This window comes from Reyranella sp. (assembly GCF_965279465.1).
Classification (GTDB): Bacteria; Pseudomonadota; Alphaproteobacteria; order Reyranellales; family Reyranellaceae; genus Reyranella.
Window position 1 is genome coordinate 3,037,625 of record NZ_OZ257242.1, and the last position, 22,892, is coordinate 3,060,516.

Consider the following 22,892-nt stretch of genomic DNA (forward strand, 5'->3'; position numbering starts at 1 on the left):
CGGCCGGTGTGACGGCATTTCATCCGATGAAGCACGCGATGCTCCGGTGGGCGTTGGCGCTGCGCCTCACGGCAGCCGGCATGGTGCTCGCCGCCGCCCTGTCGCAATGGGCGCCGGTGCGGGCCGAACCGCAAGTCGAACCGACCAGCGCCGCGAACGACGAGGCTGCGAAAACCGCGACGACCGAGGCGGCGGCGACGGGTTCGCCTCCCGCCGTCGGCGAAATCTGCCGCACGCTGGCGCAGGCGGCGGCCGACAACGGCCTCCCCGAGGAATTCTTCACCCGCCTGATCTGGCAGGAAAGCCGCTTCGACCCGATGGCGGTCAGCCCGGCGGGTGCGCAGGGCATCGCGCAGTTCATGCCGCAGACCGCCGCGATGCGCGGGCTCATCAATGCGTTCGAGCCGCTGCAGGCGCTGCGCGAATCGGCGAGCTACCTGCGCGAGCTGCGCATGACGTTCCGTGGCAACCTTGGTCTTGCCGCGGCCGCCTACAATGCCGGCCCCGGCCAGGTCGACGCCTGGCTCGCCGGCCGTCAATACCTGCCGTTCGAGACCCAGGCCTACGTCCGCATCGTCACCGGCTATGCGGCGGAAGCCTGGACCTTGAAGCCGCTGCCGCAGATGGAATCCTCGACCGCACCGACCGGCGCGCGCTGCGCCGAGCTCGCCAAGCAGATGCGCGAGAATCCGCGTCGTCGCCTCCCGCTCATGTCCAATCCAGCGTGGGGGCCGTGGGGCGTCCAGCTTGCCGGCCATTGGTCGGAAGGCGCTGTCCTCGCCAGCTACGAGCGGCTGCGCCGCAAGTTCGGTGCCGTTCTCGGCGACCGCCTGCCCCTGGTGCTCAACGCACGCCGGGGCACGGGGGCCGCCTTCCTCGTCCGGGTTTCGGAACAGAGCCGCGCGGACGCGAACGCCCTGTGTGCGAGGCTGCGGGCCGCGGGCGGTGCCTGCATCGTCTTCCGCAATCCGCGCGGCTAAGATCGAGCGCCCTTGATTCCAAGAGGTAACAGGAGAGATCATGTCATTTCGCGCGCTGGTGCTGACCCAAGGAGCCGACCGCAAGGTGAGCGGCACCGTCGAGACGCTCGACGACAGCAAGCTGCCGGCGGGCGACGTCATCGTCGCGATCGAATACTCGACGCTGAATTACAAGGACGGGCTGGTGCTGACGAGCGGCGGCGGGCTGGTCAAGGCCTGGCCGCATGTCGGCGGCATCGACTTTGCCGGCACGGTCGAGGCGTCGGACAATCCCAGTTTCAAGCCGGGCGACAAGGTCGTGCTGAACGGCTGGCGCGTCGGCGAGCTGCACTGGGGTGGCTATGCCACAAAGGCGCGGGTGAAGGGCGACTGGCTGGTCAAGCTGCCGGCCGCGATCTCGACCAAACGCGCCATGGCGATCGGCACCGCGGGCTACACCTCGATGCTCTGCGTGATGGCGCTGCAGAAGCATGGCGTGCGGCCGGAATCGGGCGAGGTGCTGGTGACCGGCGCGGCGGGCGGTGTCGGCTCGGTCGCCGTCGCGATCCTGGCCCGGCTCGGCTACCAGGTGGTTGCCGCCACCGGCCGGCCGCAGGAAAGCGAGTATCTCAAGGGGCTCGGCGCCGCGACGATCCTCGACCGCAAGGAGCTCACCGAGGCCCCAGATCGCCCGCTCCTGTCGGAGCGCTATGCCGGCGTGGTCGATACCGTGTCGGGTGTCATGTTCGCCCGCGCCCTCGCCCAGGTGAAATACGGCGGCGCGGCCGCCGTGTGCGGCCTGGCCGGCGGGCCGGCGTTCCCCGGCTCGATCCTGCCCTTCATCCTGCGCAGCGTGTCGGTCTACGGCATCGATTCGGTGATGCTGCCCAAGGCACCCCGCGAGGAGGCCTGGAAGCGGCTCGGCACCGATCTGCCACTCGACAAGCTCGATTCGACGGTCAGCGAGGCGGGGTTGGGCGACCTGCCGGGGTTGGCGCCGAAGATCCTCAAGGGCGAGATTCGCGGCCGCGTGGTCGTCGACGTGAGCCGGTGATCCTTCCCGAGGGGAGTCCGCCGTGGCGCGTCACTCATCGGCGGCTTGCTGGGAGCGCGGTTCTCCAGAGCCGCTCATGAGATGTGACGACGCGAAGAAGAGCGGCTCTGGAGAGCCGCGCTCCCAGCGGCCCAAAAAATCCTCAAGGGAACGATACGGAGGTGCGTGGCTGGTGGCGTGAACAAATGATAGGGTTGTGATCACACTTCATCGCCGTCCAGGGAACCTGCCTCTCATGACCCCGCCGAAATCCGCGCCCGTTGCCAATAACCTCGACGCCTTCTTCATGCCGTTCACCGCGAACCGGCAGTTCAAGGCCAACCCGCGCATGCTGGCGAAGGCCAAGGGCGTGCACTACTGGACGCCGGAAGGCCGCAAGATCATCGACGGAACGGCCGGCCTGTGGTGCGTGAATGCGGGCCATGGCCGCGAGGAGATCAAGGCGGCGATCGCCCAGCAGCTCGAGGAGATGGACTACGCGCCGTCCTTCCAGATGGGTCATCCCAAGGCGTTCGAGCTGGCGGCGCGCCACGCCGCGCTCCTGCCGGGCGACCTGAACCACGCCTTCTACTGCAACTCGGGCTCGGAGGCGGTCGATTCGGCGCTCAAGATCGCGCTCGCCTATCACCGCGCCAACGGCCAGGGCACGCGCACCCGCTTCGTCGGCCGCGAGCGCGGCTATCATGGGGTCGGCTTCGGCGGCATCTCGGTCGGCGGCATGGTCAACAACCGCAAGTGGTTCGGCGCGATGCTGCCGGGTGTCGATCACCTGCCGCACACCCACCTGCCGCAGAACGCCTTCTCCAAGGGCCAGCCCGAGCACGGCGCGCATCTTGCCGACGCGCTTGAGGGCATCGTCGGCCTGCATGATGCCTCGAACATCGCCGCCGTCATCGTCGAGCCCTGCGCCGGCTCGACCGGCTACCTGCCGCCGCCGAAGGGCTATCTCGAGCGGCTGCGCCAGATCTGCGACAAGCACGGCATCCTGCTGATCTTCGACGAGGTCATCACCGGCTTCGGCCGCCTCGGCACCAGCTTCGCAGCCGAGAAGTTCGGCGTGATCCCCGACCTGATGACCGTCGCCAAGGGCATCTCCAACGCGACTGTGCCGATGGGCGGCGTGTTCGTGCGCAAGCACGTCTTCGACGGGCTAATGCAGGGGCCGGAGGGCGCGATCGACCTGTTCCACGGCTACACCTACTCGGCGCACCCGCTGGCGGTCGCCGCGGCCTCGGCCGTACTCGACATCTACAAGGACGAGGCGCTGTTCCAGCGCTCGGCAGAGCTGTCGACCTATTGGGAAGAGGGCGTGCACTCGCTGAAGGGCCTGCCCAACGTCACCGACATCCGTAACCTCGGCCTCGCGGCCGGCATCGACCTCGCGCCGGAAGCCGTCGCCGGCACGCGCGGCTTCAAGGCCTTCACCAAGGCCTTCGAGCTCGGTCTGATGGTGCGCCAGTCGGGTGACGCGATCGCGATGTCCCCGCCGCTGGTGATCGAGAAGGCCCAGATCGACGAGATCATCGACATCACGGCACAGACGATCAAGGCCGTCGCCTAGCGGCATGTGACAGTCACTCGAGACTTCGCCTGGTTCCTCGGTGAGCTGGCCGCGCTGGCGCATATCGTCATCGCGGCCGGCGTCACCGTGCATGTCCTTCTGAACAAGCGCAACGTCGGCACCTCGATCTCCTGGATGGGGATCGCCTGGCTGTCGCCGTTCGTCGGTGGCGTGCTCTATTACGCGTTCGGCGTGAACCGGGTGAAGCGGCGGGCCTTGCGCCTGCGGCGAGAGCGCACCCACATGTTCCTGGTCGACGAGGTGGCGCCCGACGCGCCCGAGGCCGGGCCGCTGACGCCGCTGGAATATGCCATCGGCCGGCTCACCGGCCTGTCGGCCGAGCCGGGCAACAGGATCGAGCTGATCCGCAACGGCGACAACGCCTATCCCGCCATGCTGGCGGCGATCGACGCGGCGGAAAAAAGCGTCGGGCTGTGCAGCTACATCTTCCGCGACGACGAGGCGGGGTTGCCCTTCATCGAGGCGCTGATCCGCGCCCATCGCCGCGGCGTGCAGGTGCGGGTGCTGATCGACGGCATCGGCGGCGGCTATTTCCGGTCGGGCACCTACATCCGCCTGCATGAGGCCGGTGTGCCGGTCGACCGTTTCCTGCACTCCTACGTGCCCTGGAAGACACCGTTCCTCAACCTCCGCAACCATCGCAAGCTGATGGTGGTCGACGGCCGCACCGCTTTCACAGGCGGCATCAATATCGGCCACGAGAACCTGCTGGCGACCAATCCGGCGCATCCGGTGCGCGACACGCATTTCCGTCTCGATGGCCCGATCGTCGAGCAGCTCACCGAGGCCTTCGCCGACGACTGGCTGTACGAGACCGGCGAGAGGCTGCTGGACGACGCGTGGTTCCCCGACCTCCACCCGGTCGGCACAGCGGTCGCGCGCGTGGTCACGTCCGGCCCCGACGAGGACCTCGAGCAGATTGAGTTCGTGATGCTGCACGCCATCAGCTGCGCGCGCCGCTCGATCCGCGTCGTGACGCCGTATTTCCTGCCGCCTGACATGCTGACCACGGCGCTCGGCCTCGCGGCCATGCGCGGCGTCACCGTCGACGTCGTGGTGCCGGAGAATTCCAACCATACGCTCCTCGACTGGGCGCGCGGTGTTCCGCTGCGCATCCTGCTCGAAGCCGGCTGTCGTGTCTGGCTGCTGCCGGCGCCGTTCGACCATTCCAAGCTGATGATGATCGACGAAGCCTGGTCGCTGATCGGCAGCGCCAACTGGGATATCCGGAGCTTCCGGCTCAACTTCGAGCTCAATGTCGAGATCCAGGACGAGGCCTTCGCCCGGACCTTGGCCGAGGTGGCCTCGAACGGCCGGCTGCTCACCCTGGCCGAAGTCGAAAGCGCTTCCCTGATCCAGAGGCTGCGCGACAACGCCGCCCGCCTGCTGCAGCCGTATCTCTGAGGCTGGGAGCGCGGCTCTCCTGAGCCGCTCATGGAATGTTGCACCCAACGCATATGAGCGGCTCTGGAGAGCCGCGCTCCCAGCGAACAGTCAGCGGAACGCCGCGCGGATCTTCACCAGGCGGCGGCGGGCGCGCTGCAGTGGGTGGCGCCTCACCCGCGCTTCGGCGACCTGCAGGTCGAGCACGATGGGCCTGTGGTCGGACGGTCCGAAGTCGAGCGTGCCTGCGAAGGTGCAGGCGAGGCCGTGCGCCAGGCAACGGTCCAGGCGAAAGGGCACGACGTTGCCGCCGAAATGCGTCACTTCGCGCGGGCCGACATCGGCGAAACCGGGGATGAGGCTCGGTCCCACCGCATTGTAGTCGCCGATGATCGCCGAGGGCTTGCCGTGCAATGCCGCTGCGATGCGCAGGAGCTGGCGGCGGTTCAGGAGCTGGCCGTGCGAGAGATGGACGTTGGCGAAGGTGATCTCGCCGATCTGCACGATCTGGCTGCGCCGGCGCGGCACGCGGCCGGGCAGGGCGGACGCCGGCAGGGGCAGCACCTGGGGCGTCGCGAAATTGTGCCGACTCCAGACAGCGAGGCCATGGATGCGGCCGGGCCAGGGCAGGCGATGATAGTGGCCGGGCATCCTGGCGGGCAGCATGTCCATGTGCTGCGTCACTTCCTGCATGAGCAGCACGTCCGGCCGCTCGCGCTCGAGCAGCTCGGCGACATCCCCTATAGCGGCCCCTTCGAGCCGCAACAAGTTCCAGCTGATCACCCGCATCCCGGCCCAACATAGACTGCAGGCAACGTTCTGTGCACACTCCGGGCCACATAAAATTCGGGACGGAACGAACATGAAGGTGTTGATCACCGGCGGCGGCGGTTTCCTCGGCAAGAAGCTGGCTCGGCGCATCCTGCAGCAGGGCACCCTGGCGAATGCCGACGGCAAGCAGCAAAAGGTCAACGAGCTGCTGCTGTTCGATGTCGGCGTGGCGAGCGGCCCCGGTCTCGACGATCCGCGGGTCAAGGCAATCGCCGGCGACATCGCCAATTTCGCCACGGTGCAGTCGATCGTGCAGGGCGCCTCGACCGTGTTCCATTTTGCCGCAGTGGTCAGCGCCGGCGCCGAGGCCGACTTCGACCTGGGCTACCGGGTCAATCTCGACGGTACGCGGAATGTGCTCGAAGCCTGCCGCGCGCTCGGCACCAACCCGCGTGTCGTCTTCACCTCTTCGCTCGCGGCCTACGGCGGCGACCTGCCGCCGGCCGTCACCGACGATACGCCGCTCACCCCGCAGACCTCCTACGGTGCCCAGAAGTCGATCGGCGAATTCCTGATCCGGGACTACACCCGCAAGGGCTTCCTGCGCGGAACGGCCGTCAGGCTGCCGACGATCTGCGTGCGCACCGGCCTGCCCAACAAGGCGGCCTCGACCTGGGCGAGCTCGGTGGTGCGCGAGCCGCTGACCGGCGTCGATGTCGTCTGCCCGGTGACACCGGAGACGATCATGGTGGTGCTGAGCCCGCGCAAGACGGTAGAGGCCTTCGTCCGCTTGCACGACCTGCCGCCCGACGCCTTCGGACCTGGCCGCACCCTGCTGCTGAACGGCATCAACGTGACGGCCAGTGACCTCGAGCAGGCGGTCGGTCGCCATGCCGGAAACCGCAAGGTGGGCAAGGTCGTGTGGCAGCACGATCCCGCGATCCAGAAGATCTGCGACGGCTGGCCCCAGGGCATCGACTCGGCGCGCTCGCGGCGGCTCGGCTTCGAGATCGACAAGGATCTCGACGAGGTCGTGCGCCACTTCATCGCCGACGACCTCGACGAGCAGATGAAAATTGCAAAGCCGGCCTAGAGAATCATAGGAGCGTCCGCTCGGTTAGCTGGGAGCGCGGCTCTCCAGAGCCGCTCATGGGATGTAGCAACGCGAAGAAGAGCGGCTCTGGAGAGCCGCGCTCCCAGCGGATCAAAGAGCGCCATTGGAGCGGCGCGCTCCTATGACAAGAGCCCTATCGCCCGAAGAACATCCTGAACCCGTTCTGGATGTGGCGCCATGGCGACCAGACGTTGCGGGCGCCCATCATGTGCCAGCGGTGCGGCTGGTTGTCGGGCCCGGCGATCGAGCCTGCCTCCGGCATGAACGAGGTGATGCCGACGGCGTCGGTGTCCCACGGGCCGGTGGTCTTGAAGATCGTGCTGGGACAGTCGTAGGCGTGCAATGCGCGCGACAGGCCGCCAGCGATATAGTCCATGTAGCGTGGCAGGCTCTCGGGCCGGCAGAAGTAGCCGCGATTGAAGGCTACCGCCAGGAGCCGGAAGTGGAACGGGTTCTTCTCCAGGTAACGCACCGCCTCGGTGGTATTGGCCGGGTAGCGCGGCGAGAAGAAGTCGTCGACCACGACCAGGCCATCGGAGCGGACGATCTGGTTGGCGAGCTCGAGCTCGCTATAGACCGCCGAGCCGGTATGCTCGCCGTCGATATGCATCCAGCGCACCGTCTGGTGCATGGCCCGCAGATCGAGGCGGCCCGGCAGCTCGCTGGACGGCGCCGCGATGGTCACGATGTTCCGGCCCTTTGCCCCAACGCTCTCGAACGCCGTACCGAGGGCCGGCGCATCGACCTGGATATCGCAGAGGTAGAGAGTCTCGTCGTCGCGGCAATAAGAGGCCAGTACCGAGGCCGAACGGCCGCGCCAGACACCGATCTCGAACAGGTTGCCCCGCACGTTTTCCGCCTGGAAATCGAGGAGGCTGCGCCACAGGGCATACGAATGCGCGCCGAACCATCCGGGTATCGCGTCGACCTTTTGCCAAGTGAGCGTCATCGTCTGCCTTGCTAACAGTGCCGTATTGACGCTGCAAGGTCTCTCGGCTTGCTTGCCCCGGACCGGTCCTGTAGATGCCGAGGCTGCGGCATGATTTCCAGGACCACGGCATATCGGGCGACCGTCGCACTGATCTGGGCGCTGGCACTCTGGCATAGCTGGACTTCCCGTGGCCTGTTCGTCGATGGTGCGAATTTCCTGGTGCATGTCGTGCGCCAGGAAGACTTTTTCGACTTCTACGATCCGCGCCGCTACGCCATGGTCGCAGGCCAGATCCCGATCATGATCGCGGTGACGCTGGGCAGCACGGACCTGCAACTGCTCGCACGCCTGCTGTCGCTCGGCCTGTTCGGCCTGCCGACCCTCTTCTACACGCTCGCCCTGCACCGCGCGAAGGACGACCCGATCCTGCTGGCGATCGTCATTGCCGCGATCGGGCTGGTGTTCATGACCACGTCCTTCTTCATCGTCGGCGAGTACAATACGCTCTACGCCCTCGTGACACTGATGGGGGTCCGGCTTGCCACCGCCGAACGCCTGACGATCCCGGACGGGCTGGCGCTCGCACTGCTCGCGCTGCTGTCGATCCGCATCTACGAGACCATGATCTATCTCGGCCCGCTGCTTTGCCTCATCATGCTGTGGAGGGTATGGCGAGCCCCGTCGCGACCGGTCATTGCAACGGTCCTCTATCTCCTGGCTGCGGCGTTCGCGATCCGCGGCATGACGGTCGCGATCTACTCGGTGACCCATCCCCATCAGCCGTCGCATCTCGAGGAAGTCTGGCTGTGGGCGATCAATTTCTGGCAGAATCTCCAGTTCGACCTCGCCCTCGGCGCGACGGTGGTGGTCGTGGCCTGGGCCCTGGTCAAGCCGGCCGATCTGGCGCGCAATCGTCCCTATGCCTACGCCGGGGTGTTCCTGGCGCTGCTGGCGCTTTCGCCGCTGCTCGCCTTGACCGACGGGCTGGTTCGTCCGCTCGCCAAGTCGCAGTACGTTGCACGCACCGTGAGCGGGCTCATCATTGCAACGATGGTCGTGGTGTGCGTGGCCTATCGCGCCACGCCGGCCCTGCGCCTGCCGGTTTTCGAGGTGCTGCGGCGGCCCGACGCCGCCCGGCGGTTCCTGTCCTTTTCCTTCGTCATGCTGTTGGCGGGGCTTCCCGCCGACCTGCACCTCACCCAGACCTGGGTCGGCTACCTCGATGCCATCCGCACCACCGTCCAGTCGCGCAGCGGCATCATCCCGGTCGAGGATACGCCGCTCGCGCGTCCCCCCTATTCGCTGTTCGTCGAGGATTGGGTGCTCACCACCCAGAGCGTGGTGCTGCGCGTCAAGCCGAGCGACGGCGTACTGGCGCCATCTCGCGCCTACATGAACCAATGGGTACCTTTCCCGCCGGAGGAGCTGCCGAACATGGGCCGCTTCCGTTGGCGCGACTAGCGCGGCATGTCGCCGACCATCGCCTATCGAGGCACCGTGCTGCTGCTATGGGGGCTGGCGGCGTGGAACGCGTTCACCTGCCGCGGCCTGTTCTGGGACGGCGCCTCGTTTCTGGCGAACATGCTGGAGACGCAGGGTTTCCACGACTTCTATCCTGCTCGCGCTCACATCGCCTGGCTGACGCAATGGCCGGTGCTGCTCCTGGTCCGCGCCGGGGTCCGCGATACGCATCTGCTGGCGATGGTCTTCTCCGCGACGCTGCTCGCGGTACCGGCCGCGCTCTACCATCTCTCGCTGGCGAGGGTGCGCCAGAAGGGCGCCCTGCTCGCCGCGGTGATCGCCGTGATCGGGACAGTGTACATGCCGACCGGATTCTTCATCGTCGGCGAATACAATATCGCCTATGCCGCGGTGACCGCGGTCTTCGCCATCGCCCTCACCGGGGACAGAACAAGCTGGCGCGATGGCGCGATGCTGCTGGCGCTCGGCCTGACCTGCATCGCCTCCTACGAGGCGATGATCTACCTCGGGCCGCTCAGCGCCGCCGTGATCGCCTGGTCCGCGCGCCGCAGCCGCGAGCCGTTCGGGCGCCTGCTCGCGGTCGCGGCCGCGCTCGCCTTCCTCGGTGCGACCGTGGTCTCGGGCAGCACCGTCGTCGAATACTGGAACCACGAGCACTTTGTCGAGGTGCGCGGGAGGGTCTGGCAATTCTGGCAGAACCTGCAATTTCTCGTCGTGCTGGCCGGATTCGCGCTCATCGCCGTTGTCGCGCTCGTCTCGCCGTCGTGGCTGGCGGGGCGTGGTCCGGTCGTGGCCGCGCTGGTCACCGGCGCGGTGCTGGTGTCCACACCGTGGTTCCGCCAGCTCGTCAATCCAGAGTCCATGATATTTCCGCCGGCGCATTATCTTGCCCGGTCGGCGGCCGGCGGGCTGCTGGCCGTCCTGCTCTCGGCGATGTGGCTGCACGTCGCCTGGCCGGAGGCGCGCTGGCGATTGCTGGCGATGCTGCATCGGCCGATGGTCGCGCGGCGCCTGGCAACCGCGATGTTCGTGCTGGTGCTCGCCGGCGCCGTGCCCGATGTTGCTCTGTCGCGCTACTGGAGCGACTACCTCGCATGGTTTCGCGGCATCGTGACTACGCGGACGGGACTGGTCTATGCCGACGAGCTGCCGATGCGGCAATGGCCCCAACGCCTGTTCGCGCAGGACTGGACCTATCCTGCGCTCAGCGTGCTCGTGCGCAGCGCGCCCGGACAGGCGATCGTCGTCACCCGCAACGACTACAAGTCCAATCCACCGTTCGACCCGTCATGCGGCACAGTGCCGGCGCTCGTGGGCTTCCGCTGGCGTTAAGCGGCGCCGCTCTTTCCGCACCGTGCGTGCTCTCGCGCGCTAAGGCCTCATCCCGAACCGGCTCGGGCCCGACCCGCGCACCGGGGCGGCCAGCTCGACGAACTCGCATAGGATCCTGCGGGTGTCGCGCGGGTCGATGATCTCCTCGATCCAGAAGGTTTCGGCGCTTCGGAACGGCGAGCGCAGCTTGTTCAGCCGGTCTTCGATTTCGGCCATCTTGGCCTTGGGATCGTCGGCCCCGGCGATGTCGGCGCGATAGGCCGCCTCGATGCCGCCCTCGAGCGGCAGTGAGCCCCAGCGGCCCGACGGCCAGGCGTAGCGCCAGTTCAGCCGCCCGCCATTCTGGTGCGCGGCGCCCGCGACGCCGAAGGCGTTGCGGATGATGAAGCTGCACCACGGCACGGTGGTCTGGAACATCGCCGACATGGCGCGCACGCCCTGGCGGATAACGCCGCTCTTCTCGGCCTCGAGGCCGATCAGGAAGCCGGGGCAGTCGCAGAAATAGACCACCGGCATATGGAAGGTTTCGGCCATGTCGACGAAGCGCACCACCTTCTGGCAGGCATCGGCCGTCCAGCCGCCGCCATAGAACATCGGGTCGCTCGCCATCACCGCGATCGGCCAGCCGTCGACCCGGGCGAAGCCGGTGACCACCGATCGGCCGTACAGCCGGCCCATCTCGAAGAAGCTGCCCTGGTCGACGATCTTCTCGATGATCGGGCGGATGCGATAGACCTTGCGGATGTCGCGCGGGATGGCGTCGAACAGCGACTCCTCCCGGCGGTCGACCGAGTCGGTGATCGGCCCGCGCGCCGGCACATCGTAGACCGAGGAGGGCAGATAGGAGAGGAAGCGTCGGGCCGCGGCGAACGCCTCGTCCTCGCTGTCGGTCGCCTCGTCGATCGCGCCGGCGCGCAGCTGGATCTCCCAGCCGCCCAGCTCCTGCTTGTCGTATTGCTTGGCGCTCAGCCGATTGACGACCGGCGGGCCGGCCACGAACATCGCCGAGACCTCCTTCACCATCACCGAGTAGTGCGTGGCGGCAAGCCGCGCCGCACCGAGGCCGGCGACCGAGCCAAGGCCCAGCCCGACCGTCGGAACGGTCGCCATGTTCTGCACCACCATCTCCCAGCCTCGCACGCCCGGCACGTTGGCGCGGCCGGTGGTCTCGATCGTCTTGACCGAACCGCCGCCGCCCGAGCCCTCGATCATGCGGATCAGCGGCACGCGATACTGGTTGGCGTAGCGCTCGATGAAGAGGTCCTTCTCCTTGATGGTGGCGTCGGCCGAGCCGCCGCGCACCGTGAAGTCGTCGCCGGTGACGGCGACGTTGCGGCCGTCGATCTTGGCCCGGCCCATTACCGCGTTGGCCGGCATCAGATGAACCAGGTCGTTGTTGCCGTCATACTCGGCCTTGCCGGCGACGCTGCCGATCTCGCGGAACGACTCCTTGTCGACCAGCCGGTCGATGCGCTCACGCACGGTGAGGCGGCCGCCGTCATGCTGGCGCTTGACCTTGTCGGCGCCGCCCATCTGCCGCGTCATCGCCTGGCGCCGCCGCAGCTCGTCCATCTCCGGTTGCCAGCTCATCTCGGTGCATCCCCGGTCAGTTGTTCCAACGTTTCCAGCCCTTCGGTTCGTACCAACCAAGGCCCGGACCGGCTACACTGAAAGCGGTCGGGTGGGGAGAGTTGACCGATGGACGAAACGGCAGGCGGGGCGAGTGCGACGCTCCACATGATTTGCGGCAAGATCGCCGCCGGGAAGTCGACGCTCGCCGCCGGGCTCGCGGCGCTGCCGGCGACGATCCGGATCAGCGAGGATGCCTGGCTGTCCTGCCTCTATGAGGGTGAACAGAAGACAATCGAGGACTATGTGCGCAATTCCCGTCGACTGCGCGCGGTAATGGGCGATCATATCGTGCAGTTGCTGCAGGCCGGCCTGTCGGTTGTGCTGGACTTTCCCGCCAATACGCCAACCAGCCGGGACTGGATGCGCAGCCTGTTCGAGCGCGCGGGCGTCGGTCACCGGCTTCACTTCCTCGACGTTCCCGACGAAATCTGCAAAGCGCGGCTGCGAGCGCGTAATGCTGCCGGCACGCACGCCTTCAATGCGACCGACGCGGAGTTCGATCTGTTCACGAGCTACTTCGTGCCGCCCTCGGCGGACGAGGGCTTCGATATCGAGACCTATGGCCCGACGGCGTCGCGCTCGTAAGCCATGTCGTCGTTCGGGCTGCTCGGGGTGGCGAGCGGACGGCAGGCGATATCGCGGCCGAGTGTGACGGGCCGATCGGGCGGAGACGGCCGATAGTGCATGCGGACACCCTTGAGCCGGATCAGCAGCGCTTCCCAGTAAATGCCGGCGATCACTTTCAGCGTCAGCAACGGATAGGCGCAAAAGGCGCGCATCAGCGCAGCGTCGGACAGGTCCTGGCGGGTTGCGGCGAGCTTGGCGATGATCAGCGGCCCCGCCGTATCGCGGCCGATGACCGAAACCGCCAAATCCTGGCCCGGAGGCACGACGGAGAAGGAATAGACCATGTTCGTGCTCATGAAGGGGGAGACGTAGAAGGACTTTCGGCTTTCCTGACGGATGGCGCCTTTCGCGTCGGAGGCGACGGGAATGAGGTAGCTGTGACGCTGGCCGAACGTGTTGTTGACCTCATAGAGAATCGCCGAAAGCGAGTTGTCCCGCCGATGACAGAAATAGATGCTGAGCGGGTTGAAGGCGTATCCCAGGATGCGCGGCATTGTGAGCAGCCGGATCGGGCCGCCGGAATCGATCCTGGCTTCGTGCAAATGCCGCTCGATTCTCTCGCGCGGCGACGTGCTCGTTCCCTCGCCGTGATCTCGATCGTAAAAGCTGAAGAGGTTGAGGCGATTGTGCGAAAAAAGACGTAACCTTTCTGCCAGCACATCGACTTCGTCGAGGTCGAGCAGCAGGTAGAAGATGCTGTAGCGCAGGCGGTGCTCTCTGGGCCGCAACCGGTGATGCATCACCGAGCCGGTGTAGAGCGCTGAGCGGAAGCCCGACATCAGGCCGCCTCGGCCTCGGCTCTGGCCGGCGCGGTCTCATGAACACTGATGCGGCCGGACTCGTCGGCGACCGTCCAGGGCCGCCGCACCCCGCCGATGGCTTCGGCGACCGCGAGGCCGGCCTGCAGACCGTCTTCGTGAAAGCCGGCGCCGAAATAGGCGCCGCAAAACCATGTGTTCTGCCTGCCCTGCAGCGCCCAAAGCTCTTTCTGCGCTTGCGTCGTCCGGGCATCGAAACGGGGATGGCTGTAGCGCATATGCCTGAGAATTGCGCCAGGCGCGATCTCCCGGTGAGGATTGAGCGTCACGAACAGCGGCCTGTCGCTTTCGATGCCTTGAAGGCGGTTCATCCAATAGGTCACGGCGAGCTTGCGACCGTCGACGTCGTCCCTGGTCATGTAGTTCCAGCTTGACCAGACCCGGCGGCGGCGCGGCATCAAGCGGGGATCCGAGTGAAGGACTGCATCGTTGTCGATATAGTCGAACGCGCCGAGAAGTCGCCGTTCCTCGCTGCTCGGATCAGCGAGCATTTCCAGGGCCTGTCGCGCGTGGGTGGCGATCACCACCTGATCGAAACGGCGGCGATGACCGTCATGGCCGACGATTTCGGTTCCGTTCCTGGTGCGAACGACCGTCTTGACCGGATAACCGGAAACCACTTCGGGTATGGCGTCGGCGAGCAGGCGCACGTAGGACCTGCTGCCGCCGGCCACGGTTTGCCAGGCGGGGCGCCCAGAGAGCTTCAGGAGACCGTGGGTTTCGCAGAATTTGATGAACGAAGCCGCTGGATAGGCTCCGATCTTCGCGGCAGGCGTGGACCAGATGGCCGCTGCCATCGGATAGAGATGGTCGTTGCGGAACCCTTCACCGTAGCCGGCGGCATCAAGGTATTCGTCCAATGTTATGATGCCCAACGCCGCCACATTGCGCGGCGCCTCGCGATAGAAGCGAACCAGGTCGCGCAGCATTCGCCAGAATCGCGGGCTGACCGCGTTCCGACCCTGCGCAAACAGGCCCAGAAGGTTGGTCCCGGAATACTCAAGCCTGCCATCGTCGAGCGAGACGGCAAATGACATATCGGAGCGCTTCGTGGCGACGCCGATGCACGCGAGGAGTGCAGTCAGGTTTGGATAGGTGGCGTCGTTGAAGACGATGAAGCCAGTATCGACAGCAAGCCCGGCGGCGTCGACTGTGTGGCTGTGCCCTCCCAGGCGGTCATCAGCCTCATAAAGGACAACCCGATGCCGTTTGGAAAGCAGCCAGGCGGCGGAGAGGCCCGAAATGCCGCTCCCGACAACGGCGATCTCGAGGCTTCCCGCGGGTGCCACCATGGGGCTATTAATATTCGTTCTATCGCGGGCAGCAATCGTTCCCGTCACAGGATTTCCTCCAGACGCCAAGCTGCCAATACTTACGGGAGCCGGCGCGCTCTAGATCAGCCGAGGCGTGATCCGATTTCGGGCGCCAAGCGTATGAAGGGCAAATGGATGCGGCAAGCTTACATACCGGTGGCAGCGAGTGGCGGGTCGGTCCGGCAGCGAGGCTCATTGTCTTGAATGAGGCCATGCAAAAAGAGGTGCCGCCGTCTCCGGAAGACTTGATCCGTCTCCTGAATGCCGTTGCTCAGGCGCAGGATCGGAAGGCGTTCGCACAGCTCTTCGCCTATTTCGCGCCACGCCTGAAAAGTTTCTTCATTCGGACCGGCCTCGCCGCCGGCGCTGCCGAGGAAGTGACACAGGAAGTCATGATCGCAGTATGGCGAAAGGCGTCCTGTTTCGATCCGAGCCGCGGGGGCGCCTCGACATGGGTGTTCACGATTGCCCGCAATCAGAGGATCGACCGGTTGCGTCGTGCACGCTCCCGAACAGCGGACAGTCTCGTGGATTTGAGCGACGAAGCCGCCCCCCCACCGTCGGGCGAAGATATTGCGATAATGGCGGAGCGTGAAGAAGGGGTGCGCAAAGCGTTGGCGACGCTGCCAAACGAGCAGGCGACCATCGTGAGGCTGTCCTTCTTTTCCGAAAAGCCGCATGCGGAGATCGCCCGAGAGCTGGGAATCCCGCTCGGTACCGTAAAATCGCGTGTTCGGCTGGCATTGAGCCGTCTGCGGACCGTATTGGACAGCGACATATGACGATCAACCATCATCCCAGCGACGAATCGCTGATGCGCCTCGCGGCCGGAGTGTTGGGCGCCGGGCCGGCTCTGGTCTTGTCCGTCCATCTGGAAGGATGTGCCGTTTGCCGCGATCATTTGGCCCATTTCGAGGCGGTTGGTGGCGCCATCCTGGATGAGATGCCACCGTCTCTGCTGGCGCCGGACTTGTTCGGACGCACCATGGAACGCCTTGATGTTGCCCAGCCCCTGCCTGCGAGGGGACCGGTCATGAAGCCGCGGCCGGCATTGGGAATAGAACTTCCACAAACGATGCAGGGGTGTGAAGTCGGACCTTGGAAATGGCTCGGGCCGGGCTTCCAGTGGAGCAAGGTCAAGATTGCCGGCAGCCCGGAAGCCAAGGTCATGTTGCTCAAGGGCAAGGCGGGCCTTCATCTGCCGGGTCATGGACATACCGGCCTGGAGTTCACGCAGATCCTGTCGGGATCGTTGTCGGATGAGCGGGGGCGATACTTGCCGGGCGATCTCGACGAAGCCGATGACGGCGTCGATCACCGGCCGGTCGTGGGACAGGAATCGGACTGCGTCTGTCTCGCGGCGCTAGAAGGTGACACGCGCCTTCATGGCATTCTCGGGCGCCTCCTGCGGCCGATCGTGGGATTTTGAGTCGTGATCGGGGTGCGACTGGCCCATAGCGGCGCGTCTCTGGCATTTGACCGAAGGCCGGCACTGCGGTCCAAGCGGCCGGACAAATGCGATTTCTTGGCAGGCGGGCCGAGGCCAGGCGCTACCATCGCCTCGAGCACTGAAAAGTGATCTGCGCTTTCGCCCGATCGCTGCGAGTCCCTGGCATCGGTGCACGACGAAGGCGTTGGATCGCATGATGCCCGCCGTCGCAGTCGTTGTGCTCGCGATCTGCTTTGCACTGACCATGGCGGGGGCGTGGCTGGTCGCGCTCCGGACGGGCCGATCGGGGTGGATCGACGCGATCTGGTCGTTCGCCACCGGCGTTTTCGGTGCGGCGGGGGCGCTCCTCGTCTTCGATGGGGATGAAATCACGCCACGTCAGATCCTCGTGGCATTGCTGGCGCTCTCGTGGTCGCTGCGTCTCGGCCTTCACATCGCAGCACGCACCGCCCGCGGCGGCGAAGATCCTCGCTACCGGCAATTGCGCACACAGTGGGGAAGCGCCTTCAAGACTCGCCTGTTCTGGTTTCTTCAAGTCCAGGCCTTTGCTGCGTTGGTGCTCGCCCTCTCGATCATGATCGCGGCGCACAACCCGGCGCCTGGTCTCACGGCGCTCGACTGGCTCGGCATCGCCGTCCTGATCGCGGCGGTCGCCGGAGAAGCGATCGCCGATCGCCAGCTCTCCGTCTTTCGTTCGGATCCCAAAAACAAGGGCCTGGTCTGCGACGTCGGTCTTTGGGCGATGTCACGCCATCCGAACTATTTCTTCGAATGGCTCGGGTGGCTCGCATACCCCGTCATCGCCATCGATCTGACAGGCTCGTATCCATGGGGCTGGCTGGCCCTCGCCGGGCCATTGCTGATGTATTGGCTCCTCGTCCACGCCTCCGGCATCCCCCCTCTTGAAGCGCACATGCTGCGCTCGCGCGGCAAGGATTTCCGAGAGTACCAACAACGGGTCAACGCGTTCTGGCCCTGCCTGCAGGGCGGCGTGAGCGCCGCCGCTCGAAATGAGGATCCGCGATGAGCCTGATTTCCTCGGTGATACGTGTTGCGGAACGCACCCCGCTTCCGGATCCGTTGGCTTGCGTGGGCATCGAGTACATGGTCGGACGCACAAGAAGAAAACTCCGTGCGAGCTTGGATTGCGAGGAAGGTGATTTCGCTTGCACCATGACCGAGCACCCGATCGCCGAGCATGCCGATACCGCCAACGAGCAGCACTACGAACTCCCGCCCGAGTTCTTCGCGCTCACCCTTGGGCCGCAGCGAAAATATTCCTGCTGCTTCTATTCGACGGGTCACGAAACGTTGGCCGGCGCCGAGCGACTGGCTCTCGAGGAAACGGTCGCACACGCCCGCCTTTCGGACGGACAGAGAATCCTCGAGCTGGGCTGCGGCTGGGGATCGCTGACATTGTGCATGGCGCAGCGGTTTCCGCGTTCGGAAATCACCGCAATCTCGAATTCTTTGCCGCAGCGGATTCATATCGAGGCACAGGCCGCCGCCCTTAGTTTGAGCAACATTCGCGTCATCACCGCCGACATGAACGCCTTTGAGGCTGACAGGACTTACGACCGGATCGTGTCGGTCGAAATGTTTGAGCACATGTCCAATTGGCGCGCTCTGCTTTGGCGGATCAGGAGATGGCTTGCGCCGCAAGGCAGAGTGTTCATCCACGTCTTCAGCCACAAACGCAGTCCCTATCGGTTCGATCACAAGAACGAGGCCGACTGGATCGCCCAGCACTTCTTCACCGGCGGCATAATGCCGAGTCACGGTCTCATCCGACATTTCCCCGATTGCTTCACGGTCGAAGAGGACTGGCGCTGGAATGGGCTTCATTATCGGAAGACAGCGATGCACTGGCTGGCCCGCTTCGATGCAAACCGCCCGCACATCGATCGGATTCTGAGCGAGGTCTACGGACCGGACGCGGCGCTCTGGCGTCGGCGCTGGCGGCTCTTCTACCTGGCGACGGCAGGGCTGTTCGGGCATGCCGCCGGCGAGGAATGGGGTGTGAGTCACTACCTATTGCGCCCGGCATAAGCGCAAGGTGTCGGTAACCGTGGCTCGAAAACTCTGGCAGCGAGTTGCGGCTTACGCCCATCACGACGATCCGATGGTCGCAGCCTGCAACTTGATCGCGCTTGTTGTCGCCTTTAACCAGCCATTCTATCCGTTGTATGTCCATTGGGCCGTCAGCGAACACATTTGGCCGACCTTCTTCACGTTCTTGTCGACGCCGGTTTTCCTGGCAGTGCCCGCGTTGGCCAGACGATCGCCGACTGCGGGCCGTGCGCTTCTTCCCCTTGCTGGTATCGCCAACACGGTTTTGAGCTCTAAGGCATTTGGTCAGGCGTCGGGCGTGGAGATCTTTCTCATCCCCTGCGCGCTGATCGCCGCGACGTTCTTTCGAGCTTCGGAAAGATTGATCTCTTTTGCCATCATCGGGTTGGCGATCGTAGTCTACCTGGCACTGGACGGCGCATATGGCTTCCCGGCACACTTTTATTCGGCTTCCGAGCACCAGGCCTTTCTTCGGTTGAACGCCCTGAGCGCCGGCACTCTCACCGTATTCGTCGGACTTGTCGCCTCGGGAATATTAAGCCGGCGCGCTTAGGCTCGTCATCGTGCAGATGTGAAAGCGCGTGTGATCATGAAGCCGGCAGTTGCGGCAGAGGCCGTCAGGAACGTTCCCCAGCATAAATCTGCGATCGTCACGGCCACGGGCCAGTTGCGCAGGGTCGCCTGGTTCGTCAGGTCGTAGGTCGCATAGGCAACTAATCCGAGAATGGCACCGTAGAGCATGGCCGTTGTCCAACGCTCACTGGCAAGAGCCGGGGCGACGGCAAACACCACGATTCCCGCAACGTAAATCAGATAGAAGAGCATTGCGGGCACCAGCCGGAAGCTTTCGAGCAGCATATCGCCCATCAGCGGTCGGTAAAGCCGTGGCGCCGCGAGCGTCAGCCAGATCGCGTCTATTGCGAGAAACACCAGACCTGTCGCGATATAGGCGACGCCATAGGCTTTCAAAAGAGTTTCCTTTCCCGCGTCGACGCTGAAGTTATTACGTTCCGGCGAGATGGCCGGATCACTCTGCCGCGGGTATGTCAATGCCAGGGTTCCGAAACAGATACGACCGGTAGAACGTGATCCGGACACCCGCGGGCTGCGTATGAAATCGACAAATTATGGTTCCCGGGAGCGCGAGTTATGATTCGATGTGCTGCGGCGATCTATGCAATCTCGATTGCAGGCTGCAGTGCCGTTGCTGCTCAGGCGCTTAGCCCGGATGGGATTTGGGTGCGTGACGATGGAAATGCGCGCGTGCAAATTGCGCCGTGCGGATCGGAACTTTGCGCGACAAATCTATGGATCAAGGACACGAGCAAGGGCGAGGAGGTTGGTGACCGTCTCATCATGTCGCTCGATCGCAAGTCCGAGTCCAAGCTTGCGGGAACCGCCTATGATCCGAAACGAGACAGGACGTATGCCATAACGGTGGTTGTCGGCCGCGGCAGCTTGACCACGCGCGGATGCATCCTGCGCGGATTGCTTTGCCGGGACGTGAATTGGGCGCCGGCAAACTGACATCGAACGGGCCGGGTGCCGGCAAGGTACAACACCGGGTGGCTGACGATCACTCGAGGCCGGGAGCGGGCCAACCCTATGTGAGAGTGAGAGAACAGGCCGAAACTTGCGTCGGACACTCTCTTGTCGAATGTTGGCCCATGGCGGTGCCGCATGTGGCGTGCGGCTCGTTACTGTCAAGCCGCTACTCAAATACGATGCCGTCGATCAGGTTCTCTTCGTAGAGCCGTGCGAGGTCGATGCCGCCGGCCGGGCGGGCGACCTGGAAGTTGGCGATGGCGCGGGCGAGGCGGGTCTCCTGCTCGCGGCGCAGGGCTTCGGCTTCCTCGACGGTGACGGCGGCGAAGCGGACCGTGCGGCCTGGCAAAAGGCGGCCGAGCCGCGGCAGGTCGACCGAGGCCACCGTGGCGATCTTTGAATAGCCGCCGACGGTCTGGCGGTCGGCCAGCAGGACAATCGGCAGGCCCGCGCCCGGTACCTGGATCGCGCCCGGGCCGATGCCGTCGGAGATGATGTCGGCGCCCTTCGCATGCTCGATCGTCGGGCCCTCGAAGCGGATGCCCATGCGGTCGGCTTCCTTGGAGACCTTGTATTCGGCGGTCACGAAGGTCTGGCGGCCGGCCTCCGTAAAGTAATCGTCCTGCGGTCCCCACACGACGCGGATCGGGCCGCTGCCGTAATCGAACGGACCGCCGAGCTTGCGGTCGTCGCCGGCCGGCGCGTGCTCGAGCGCGAGCGGCAGTGCGTCGCCGGCCGCGAGCTTGCGGCCGTCGAAGCCGCCGATGCCGGCGCGGGAGTAGGTCGAGAGGCTGCCCATGAAGGGCAGGAGGGCGAAACCCCCTGAGACGGCGAGATAGGCGGTGCTCGCGCCCTCGATCATCCCGACTCGCAGCACCTGTCCGCGCTTCAGCAGGTGCGAGCGGTCCGTCTCGAGCGGCTTGGGCGATGCGCCCTCGCTTTCGATCAGGGACGGCGACAGCGGGCCGACGAGTGCCACGCGCACGGAGTCGGTTTCGACCAGCAGGTCGGGACCCATGACGCCGATCTCGAGCCCGGCCGTGTTCGCCGGATTGCCGGCCAGCGCGTTGGCGAGCGTGAGCCCGATCCGGTCCATCGCGCCGGCGGTCGGCATGCCGAGCGCCATGAAGCCGATGCGCCCGAGATCCTGCAGCGTGTCGAACAGCCCGGCCCGGACGACCTTCAGGTCGGCGCTCATGGCGTGATCAGTTCCGACCAGTCGAGGGTGCCCGCCTCGACCTTCCGCGCGATCGCGTCGAACTCGGCGCGGCCGATCCGCTCGAAGGTGAGCTGGTCGCCGGGCGCCAGGAAAACCGGCTGCTCGCGGCGTTGGTCGAACATCCAGAGCGGGGTGCGGCCGATCAGGTGCCAGCCGCCCGGGCTCTCGAACGGATAGATCGTCGTCATGTCCATGGCGATGGCCACGGTCGAGCGTGGCAGGCGCACCCGGGGCTGGCTGCGGCGCGGCAGGTAGAGCGAGGGCTCGAGGCCGGCGATGTAGGCCAGCCCCGGCATGAAGCCCAGCACATAGACCTTGAAGGGCGAGGAGAGGTGGGCGGCGATCACCTGCTCCGGCGTCTTTTTCGTCCGCTCGGCGACCTCGACCAGGTCGGGCGCGAAGTCCTCGCCGTCGTAGCAACACGGCATGCGGACCTTCCGGCCGACGGCATCGGCCGACAGGCCGCGAGCGATCAGGGCGCCGATCTGCGGCTGCAGTTCGGCGCGGGTCGCCTTGGCCGGATCGTACGTCACCATGAGGGACCGCATGGTCGGCACCGTCTCGACCACGCCGCCGAGCCCACCTGCCACCTTGGCCTCGCCGATGGCGGCGTGCAGCGCCATGACCTGGCCGTTGATCTGGGGCGAGATTTCGTTGCCGAATTCGACGGTGAAGGCGGTGTCGCCGCAGGAGAGGTACCGAACGCTCACGTCTGCTAGGATAACGGCATCATTCCAAGGAGTCTCCCATGGCCGCAGGCACCAATACCGGACAGGTCAACATCAACTCCGATCTCGGCGAGAGCTTCGGCCCGTGGGTGATGGGCAACGACGCCGAGGTGCTGAAGATCGTGCGCTCGGCCAATGTCGCGTGCGGGTTCCACGCTAGCGACCCGGTGGTGATGATGGACACCGTCAAGCTCTGCGCCGCCAACGGCGTCAGCATCGGCGCCCATCCGGGCTTCGCCGACCTGCAGGGCTTCGGCCGCCGTGTGATCAACCTCTCGGTCAAGGAGCTGGAGGCCAACATCGCCTACCAGATCGGCGCGCTGCAGGCGATCGCCGCGCTGCACGGCGCCAGGGTCACGCACATGAAGCCGCACGGCATGATGGCCAACATGTCGGCCGACAGCGCCGAGATGTCCGAGGCGATCGCGCGCGCGACCAAGGCGGTCGACCGCGACCTGATCTTCCTGTGCCAGGCCAACACCGAGCAGGGCAAGGCGGCGCGCAAGTACGGCCTGCGCGCGGCGGAGGAGGTCTTCGCCGATCGCACCTATACGGACTCCGGCATGCTGACGCCGCGCAAGGAAGCCAACTCGATGATCAAGGACCCGGCGCAGGCGGTGGCCAACGTTCGCCGCATGGTCGACGAGCAGGCGATCTATTCGACCTCGGGCAAGCGAATCCCCTGCCAGGTCGATTCGATCTGCGTCCACGGCGACGGCCCGACGGCGGTGACAGTCTCGAAGGCCGTGCGCGAGGGGCTGGAGGCGGCGGGCATAAAGATCGTCCCGCTGCCGGACCTGCCGAGCCTCCGGCACTGAGCGATAGCGTTCTTGCTATAGCTCATGAATCGGCTCATTCATGAGCTATAGACGGAATGCCTAT

At 65.5% G+C, this 22,892-nt stretch carries 23 protein-coding genes; 15 read left to right on the forward strand and 8 right to left on the reverse strand.

Features of this window, described 5'->3' with window-relative positions:
* The first annotated feature begins 38 nt into the window (after nucleotides 1–38).
* The 4 genes from ACQY8M_RS14795 to ACQY8M_RS14810 all read left to right on the forward strand — a co-directional run bounded on the left by ACQY8M_RS14795 (nucleotide 39) and on the right by ACQY8M_RS14810 (nucleotide 4,999).
* The gene (locus ACQY8M_RS14795) at nucleotides 39–980 is read left to right on the forward strand and encodes a lytic transglycosylase domain-containing protein (protein WP_428673405.1); all 942 of its coding nucleotides are present in this window, start codon (nucleotides 39–41) and stop codon (nucleotides 978–980) included.
* A gap of 40 nt (nucleotides 981–1,020) precedes the next feature.
* Complete coding sequence (locus tag ACQY8M_RS14800) at nucleotides 1,021–2,013, forward strand: MDR family oxidoreductase (protein ID WP_428673408.1); 993 nt, start codon at nucleotides 1,021–1,023, stop codon at nucleotides 2,011–2,013.
* A gap of 235 nt (nucleotides 2,014–2,248) precedes the next feature.
* Entirely contained in the window at nucleotides 2,249–3,574 is a 1,326-nt protein-coding gene (locus tag ACQY8M_RS14805; protein ID WP_428673411.1) for an aspartate aminotransferase family protein, read from the forward strand.
* A 6-nt stretch (nucleotides 3,575–3,580) separates the two neighbouring features.
* The gene (locus tag ACQY8M_RS14810) at nucleotides 3,581–4,999 is read left to right on the forward strand and encodes a phospholipase D-like domain-containing protein (protein WP_428673414.1); all 1,419 of its coding nucleotides are present in this window, start codon (nucleotides 3,581–3,583) and stop codon (nucleotides 4,997–4,999) included.
* A gap of 90 nt (nucleotides 5,000–5,089) precedes the next feature.
* Here ACQY8M_RS14810 and ACQY8M_RS14815 read toward each other — a convergent pair whose 3' ends face one another.
* The gene (locus tag ACQY8M_RS14815) at nucleotides 5,090–5,761 is read right to left on the reverse strand and encodes an endonuclease/exonuclease/phosphatase family protein (protein WP_428673417.1); all 672 of its coding nucleotides are present in this window, start codon (nucleotides 5,759–5,761) and stop codon (nucleotides 5,090–5,092) included.
* 79 nt (nucleotides 5,762–5,840) lie between these two features.
* On the opposite strand from ACQY8M_RS14815, the gene denD reads away from it, so the two are divergent.
* Nucleotides 5,841–6,842 (forward strand): D-erythronate dehydrogenase, encoded by a 1,002-nt coding sequence (gene denD / locus ACQY8M_RS14820; RefSeq protein WP_428673420.1) that lies wholly within the window; start codon nucleotides 5,841–5,843, stop codon nucleotides 6,840–6,842.
* A gap of 154 nt (nucleotides 6,843–6,996) precedes the next feature.
* Here the strand turns inward: denD and ACQY8M_RS14825 are convergent, their stop codons facing one another.
* On the reverse strand, nucleotides 6,997–7,812 hold the full coding sequence (locus ACQY8M_RS14825) for a class I SAM-dependent methyltransferase (protein ID WP_428673423.1): 816 nt from the start codon (nucleotides 7,810–7,812) through the stop codon (nucleotides 6,997–6,999).
* A 90-nt stretch (nucleotides 7,813–7,902) separates the two neighbouring features.
* Between ACQY8M_RS14825 and ACQY8M_RS14830 the strand changes: the two genes are divergently transcribed.
* Together ACQY8M_RS14830 and ACQY8M_RS14835 are read left to right on the forward strand one after the other, a co-directional pair.
* Nucleotides 7,903–9,255, forward strand: a complete 1,353-nt coding sequence (locus ACQY8M_RS14830; protein WP_428673426.1) for a hypothetical protein — start codon at nucleotides 7,903–7,905, stop codon at nucleotides 9,253–9,255.
* Between the two features lie 6 nt (nucleotides 9,256–9,261).
* Nucleotides 9,262–10,608: a hypothetical protein gene (locus ACQY8M_RS14835; protein ID WP_428673429.1), complete on the forward strand. Its 1,347-nt coding sequence runs from the start codon at nucleotides 9,262–9,264 to the stop codon at nucleotides 10,606–10,608.
* Nucleotides 10,609–10,647: 39 nt separating this feature from the next.
* On the opposite strand, the gene ACQY8M_RS14840 is transcribed toward ACQY8M_RS14835, so the two are convergent.
* Nucleotides 10,648–12,198: an acyl-CoA carboxylase subunit beta gene (locus tag ACQY8M_RS14840; protein WP_428673432.1), complete on the reverse strand. Its 1,551-nt coding sequence runs from the start codon at nucleotides 12,196–12,198 to the stop codon at nucleotides 10,648–10,650.
* Nucleotides 12,199–12,306: 108 nt separating this feature from the next.
* On the opposite strand from ACQY8M_RS14840, the gene ACQY8M_RS14845 reads away from it, so the two are divergent.
* The gene (locus tag ACQY8M_RS14845) at nucleotides 12,307–12,825 is read left to right on the forward strand and encodes an AAA family ATPase (RefSeq protein ID WP_428673435.1); all 519 of its coding nucleotides are present in this window, start codon (nucleotides 12,307–12,309) and stop codon (nucleotides 12,823–12,825) included.
* Here the strand turns inward: ACQY8M_RS14845 and ACQY8M_RS14850 are convergent.
* Complete coding sequence (locus tag ACQY8M_RS14850) at nucleotides 12,798–13,649, reverse strand: DUF1365 domain-containing protein (RefSeq protein ID WP_428675364.1); 852 nt, start codon at nucleotides 13,647–13,649, stop codon at nucleotides 12,798–12,800. The genes ACQY8M_RS14845 and ACQY8M_RS14850 overlap by 28 nt on opposite strands.
* Nucleotides 13,646–14,977, reverse strand: a complete 1,332-nt coding sequence (locus ACQY8M_RS14855) for an NAD(P)/FAD-dependent oxidoreductase (protein ID WP_428675365.1) — start codon at nucleotides 14,975–14,977, stop codon at nucleotides 13,646–13,648. Before ACQY8M_RS14855 ends, ACQY8M_RS14850 begins: the two co-directional genes overlap by 4 nt.
* Before the next feature lie 152 nt (nucleotides 14,978–15,129).
* Between ACQY8M_RS14855 and ACQY8M_RS14860 the strand changes: the two genes are divergently transcribed.
* The 5 genes from ACQY8M_RS14860 (at nucleotide 15,130) to ACQY8M_RS14880 (ending at nucleotide 19,071) form a co-directional block, all read left to right on the forward strand.
* Nucleotides 15,130–15,780, forward strand: a complete 651-nt coding sequence (locus ACQY8M_RS14860; RefSeq protein ID WP_428673438.1) for a sigma-70 family RNA polymerase sigma factor — start codon at nucleotides 15,130–15,132, stop codon at nucleotides 15,778–15,780.
* Entirely contained in the window at nucleotides 15,777–16,427 is a 651-nt protein-coding gene (locus ACQY8M_RS14865; protein WP_428673441.1) for a ChrR family anti-sigma-E factor, read from the forward strand. The genes ACQY8M_RS14860 and ACQY8M_RS14865 overlap by 4 nt, the downstream gene beginning before the upstream one ends.
* Nucleotides 16,428–16,641: 214 nt before the next feature.
* Nucleotides 16,642–17,475: a DUF1295 domain-containing protein gene (locus ACQY8M_RS14870; RefSeq protein WP_428673444.1), complete on the forward strand. Its 834-nt coding sequence runs from the start codon at nucleotides 16,642–16,644 to the stop codon at nucleotides 17,473–17,475.
* Entirely contained in the window at nucleotides 17,472–18,497 is a 1,026-nt protein-coding gene (locus tag ACQY8M_RS14875; protein ID WP_428673447.1) for an SAM-dependent methyltransferase, read from the forward strand. The genes ACQY8M_RS14870 and ACQY8M_RS14875 overlap by 4 nt, the downstream gene beginning before the upstream one ends.
* Before the next feature lie 7 nt (nucleotides 18,498–18,504).
* Entirely contained in the window at nucleotides 18,505–19,071 is a 567-nt protein-coding gene (locus tag ACQY8M_RS14880; protein WP_428673450.1) for a hypothetical protein, read from the forward strand.
* Nucleotides 19,072–19,076: 5 nt separating this feature from the next.
* Here the strand turns inward: ACQY8M_RS14880 and ACQY8M_RS14885 are convergent, their stop codons facing one another.
* Nucleotides 19,077–19,487, reverse strand: coding sequence for a DUF2177 family protein (locus tag ACQY8M_RS14885; RefSeq protein WP_428675366.1), 411 nt, complete (start codon nucleotides 19,485–19,487; stop codon nucleotides 19,077–19,079).
* A 270-nt stretch (nucleotides 19,488–19,757) separates the two neighbouring features.
* On the opposite strand from ACQY8M_RS14885, the gene ACQY8M_RS14890 reads away from it, so the two are divergent.
* Nucleotides 19,758–20,045 carry a DUF2147 domain-containing protein gene (locus ACQY8M_RS14890; RefSeq protein ID WP_428673453.1) on the forward strand — a complete coding sequence of 96 codons (288 nt, stop codon included), beginning with the start codon at nucleotides 19,758–19,760 and terminating at the stop codon, nucleotides 20,043–20,045.
* A gap of 184 nt (nucleotides 20,046–20,229) precedes the next feature.
* On the opposite strand, the gene ACQY8M_RS14895 is transcribed toward ACQY8M_RS14890, so the two are convergent.
* Together ACQY8M_RS14895 and pxpB are read right to left on the reverse strand one after the other, a co-directional pair.
* On the reverse strand, nucleotides 20,230–21,261 hold the full coding sequence (locus tag ACQY8M_RS14895; protein ID WP_428673456.1) for a biotin-dependent carboxyltransferase family protein: 1,032 nt from the start codon (nucleotides 21,259–21,261) through the stop codon (nucleotides 20,230–20,232).
* A complete protein-coding gene (pxpB, locus tag ACQY8M_RS14900) occupies nucleotides 21,258–21,992 on the reverse strand; it encodes a 5-oxoprolinase subunit PxpB (protein ID WP_428673459.1) in 735 nt (244 codons plus the stop codon). Before pxpB ends, ACQY8M_RS14895 begins: the two co-directional genes overlap by 4 nt.
* Before the next feature lie 38 nt (nucleotides 21,993–22,030).
* On the opposite strand from pxpB, the gene ACQY8M_RS14905 reads away from it, so the two are divergent.
* Nucleotides 22,031–22,828, forward strand: coding sequence for a LamB/YcsF family protein (locus tag ACQY8M_RS14905; RefSeq protein WP_428673462.1), 798 nt, complete (start codon nucleotides 22,031–22,033; stop codon nucleotides 22,826–22,828).
* The last annotated feature ends 64 nt before the right edge of the window (nucleotides 22,829–22,892 follow it).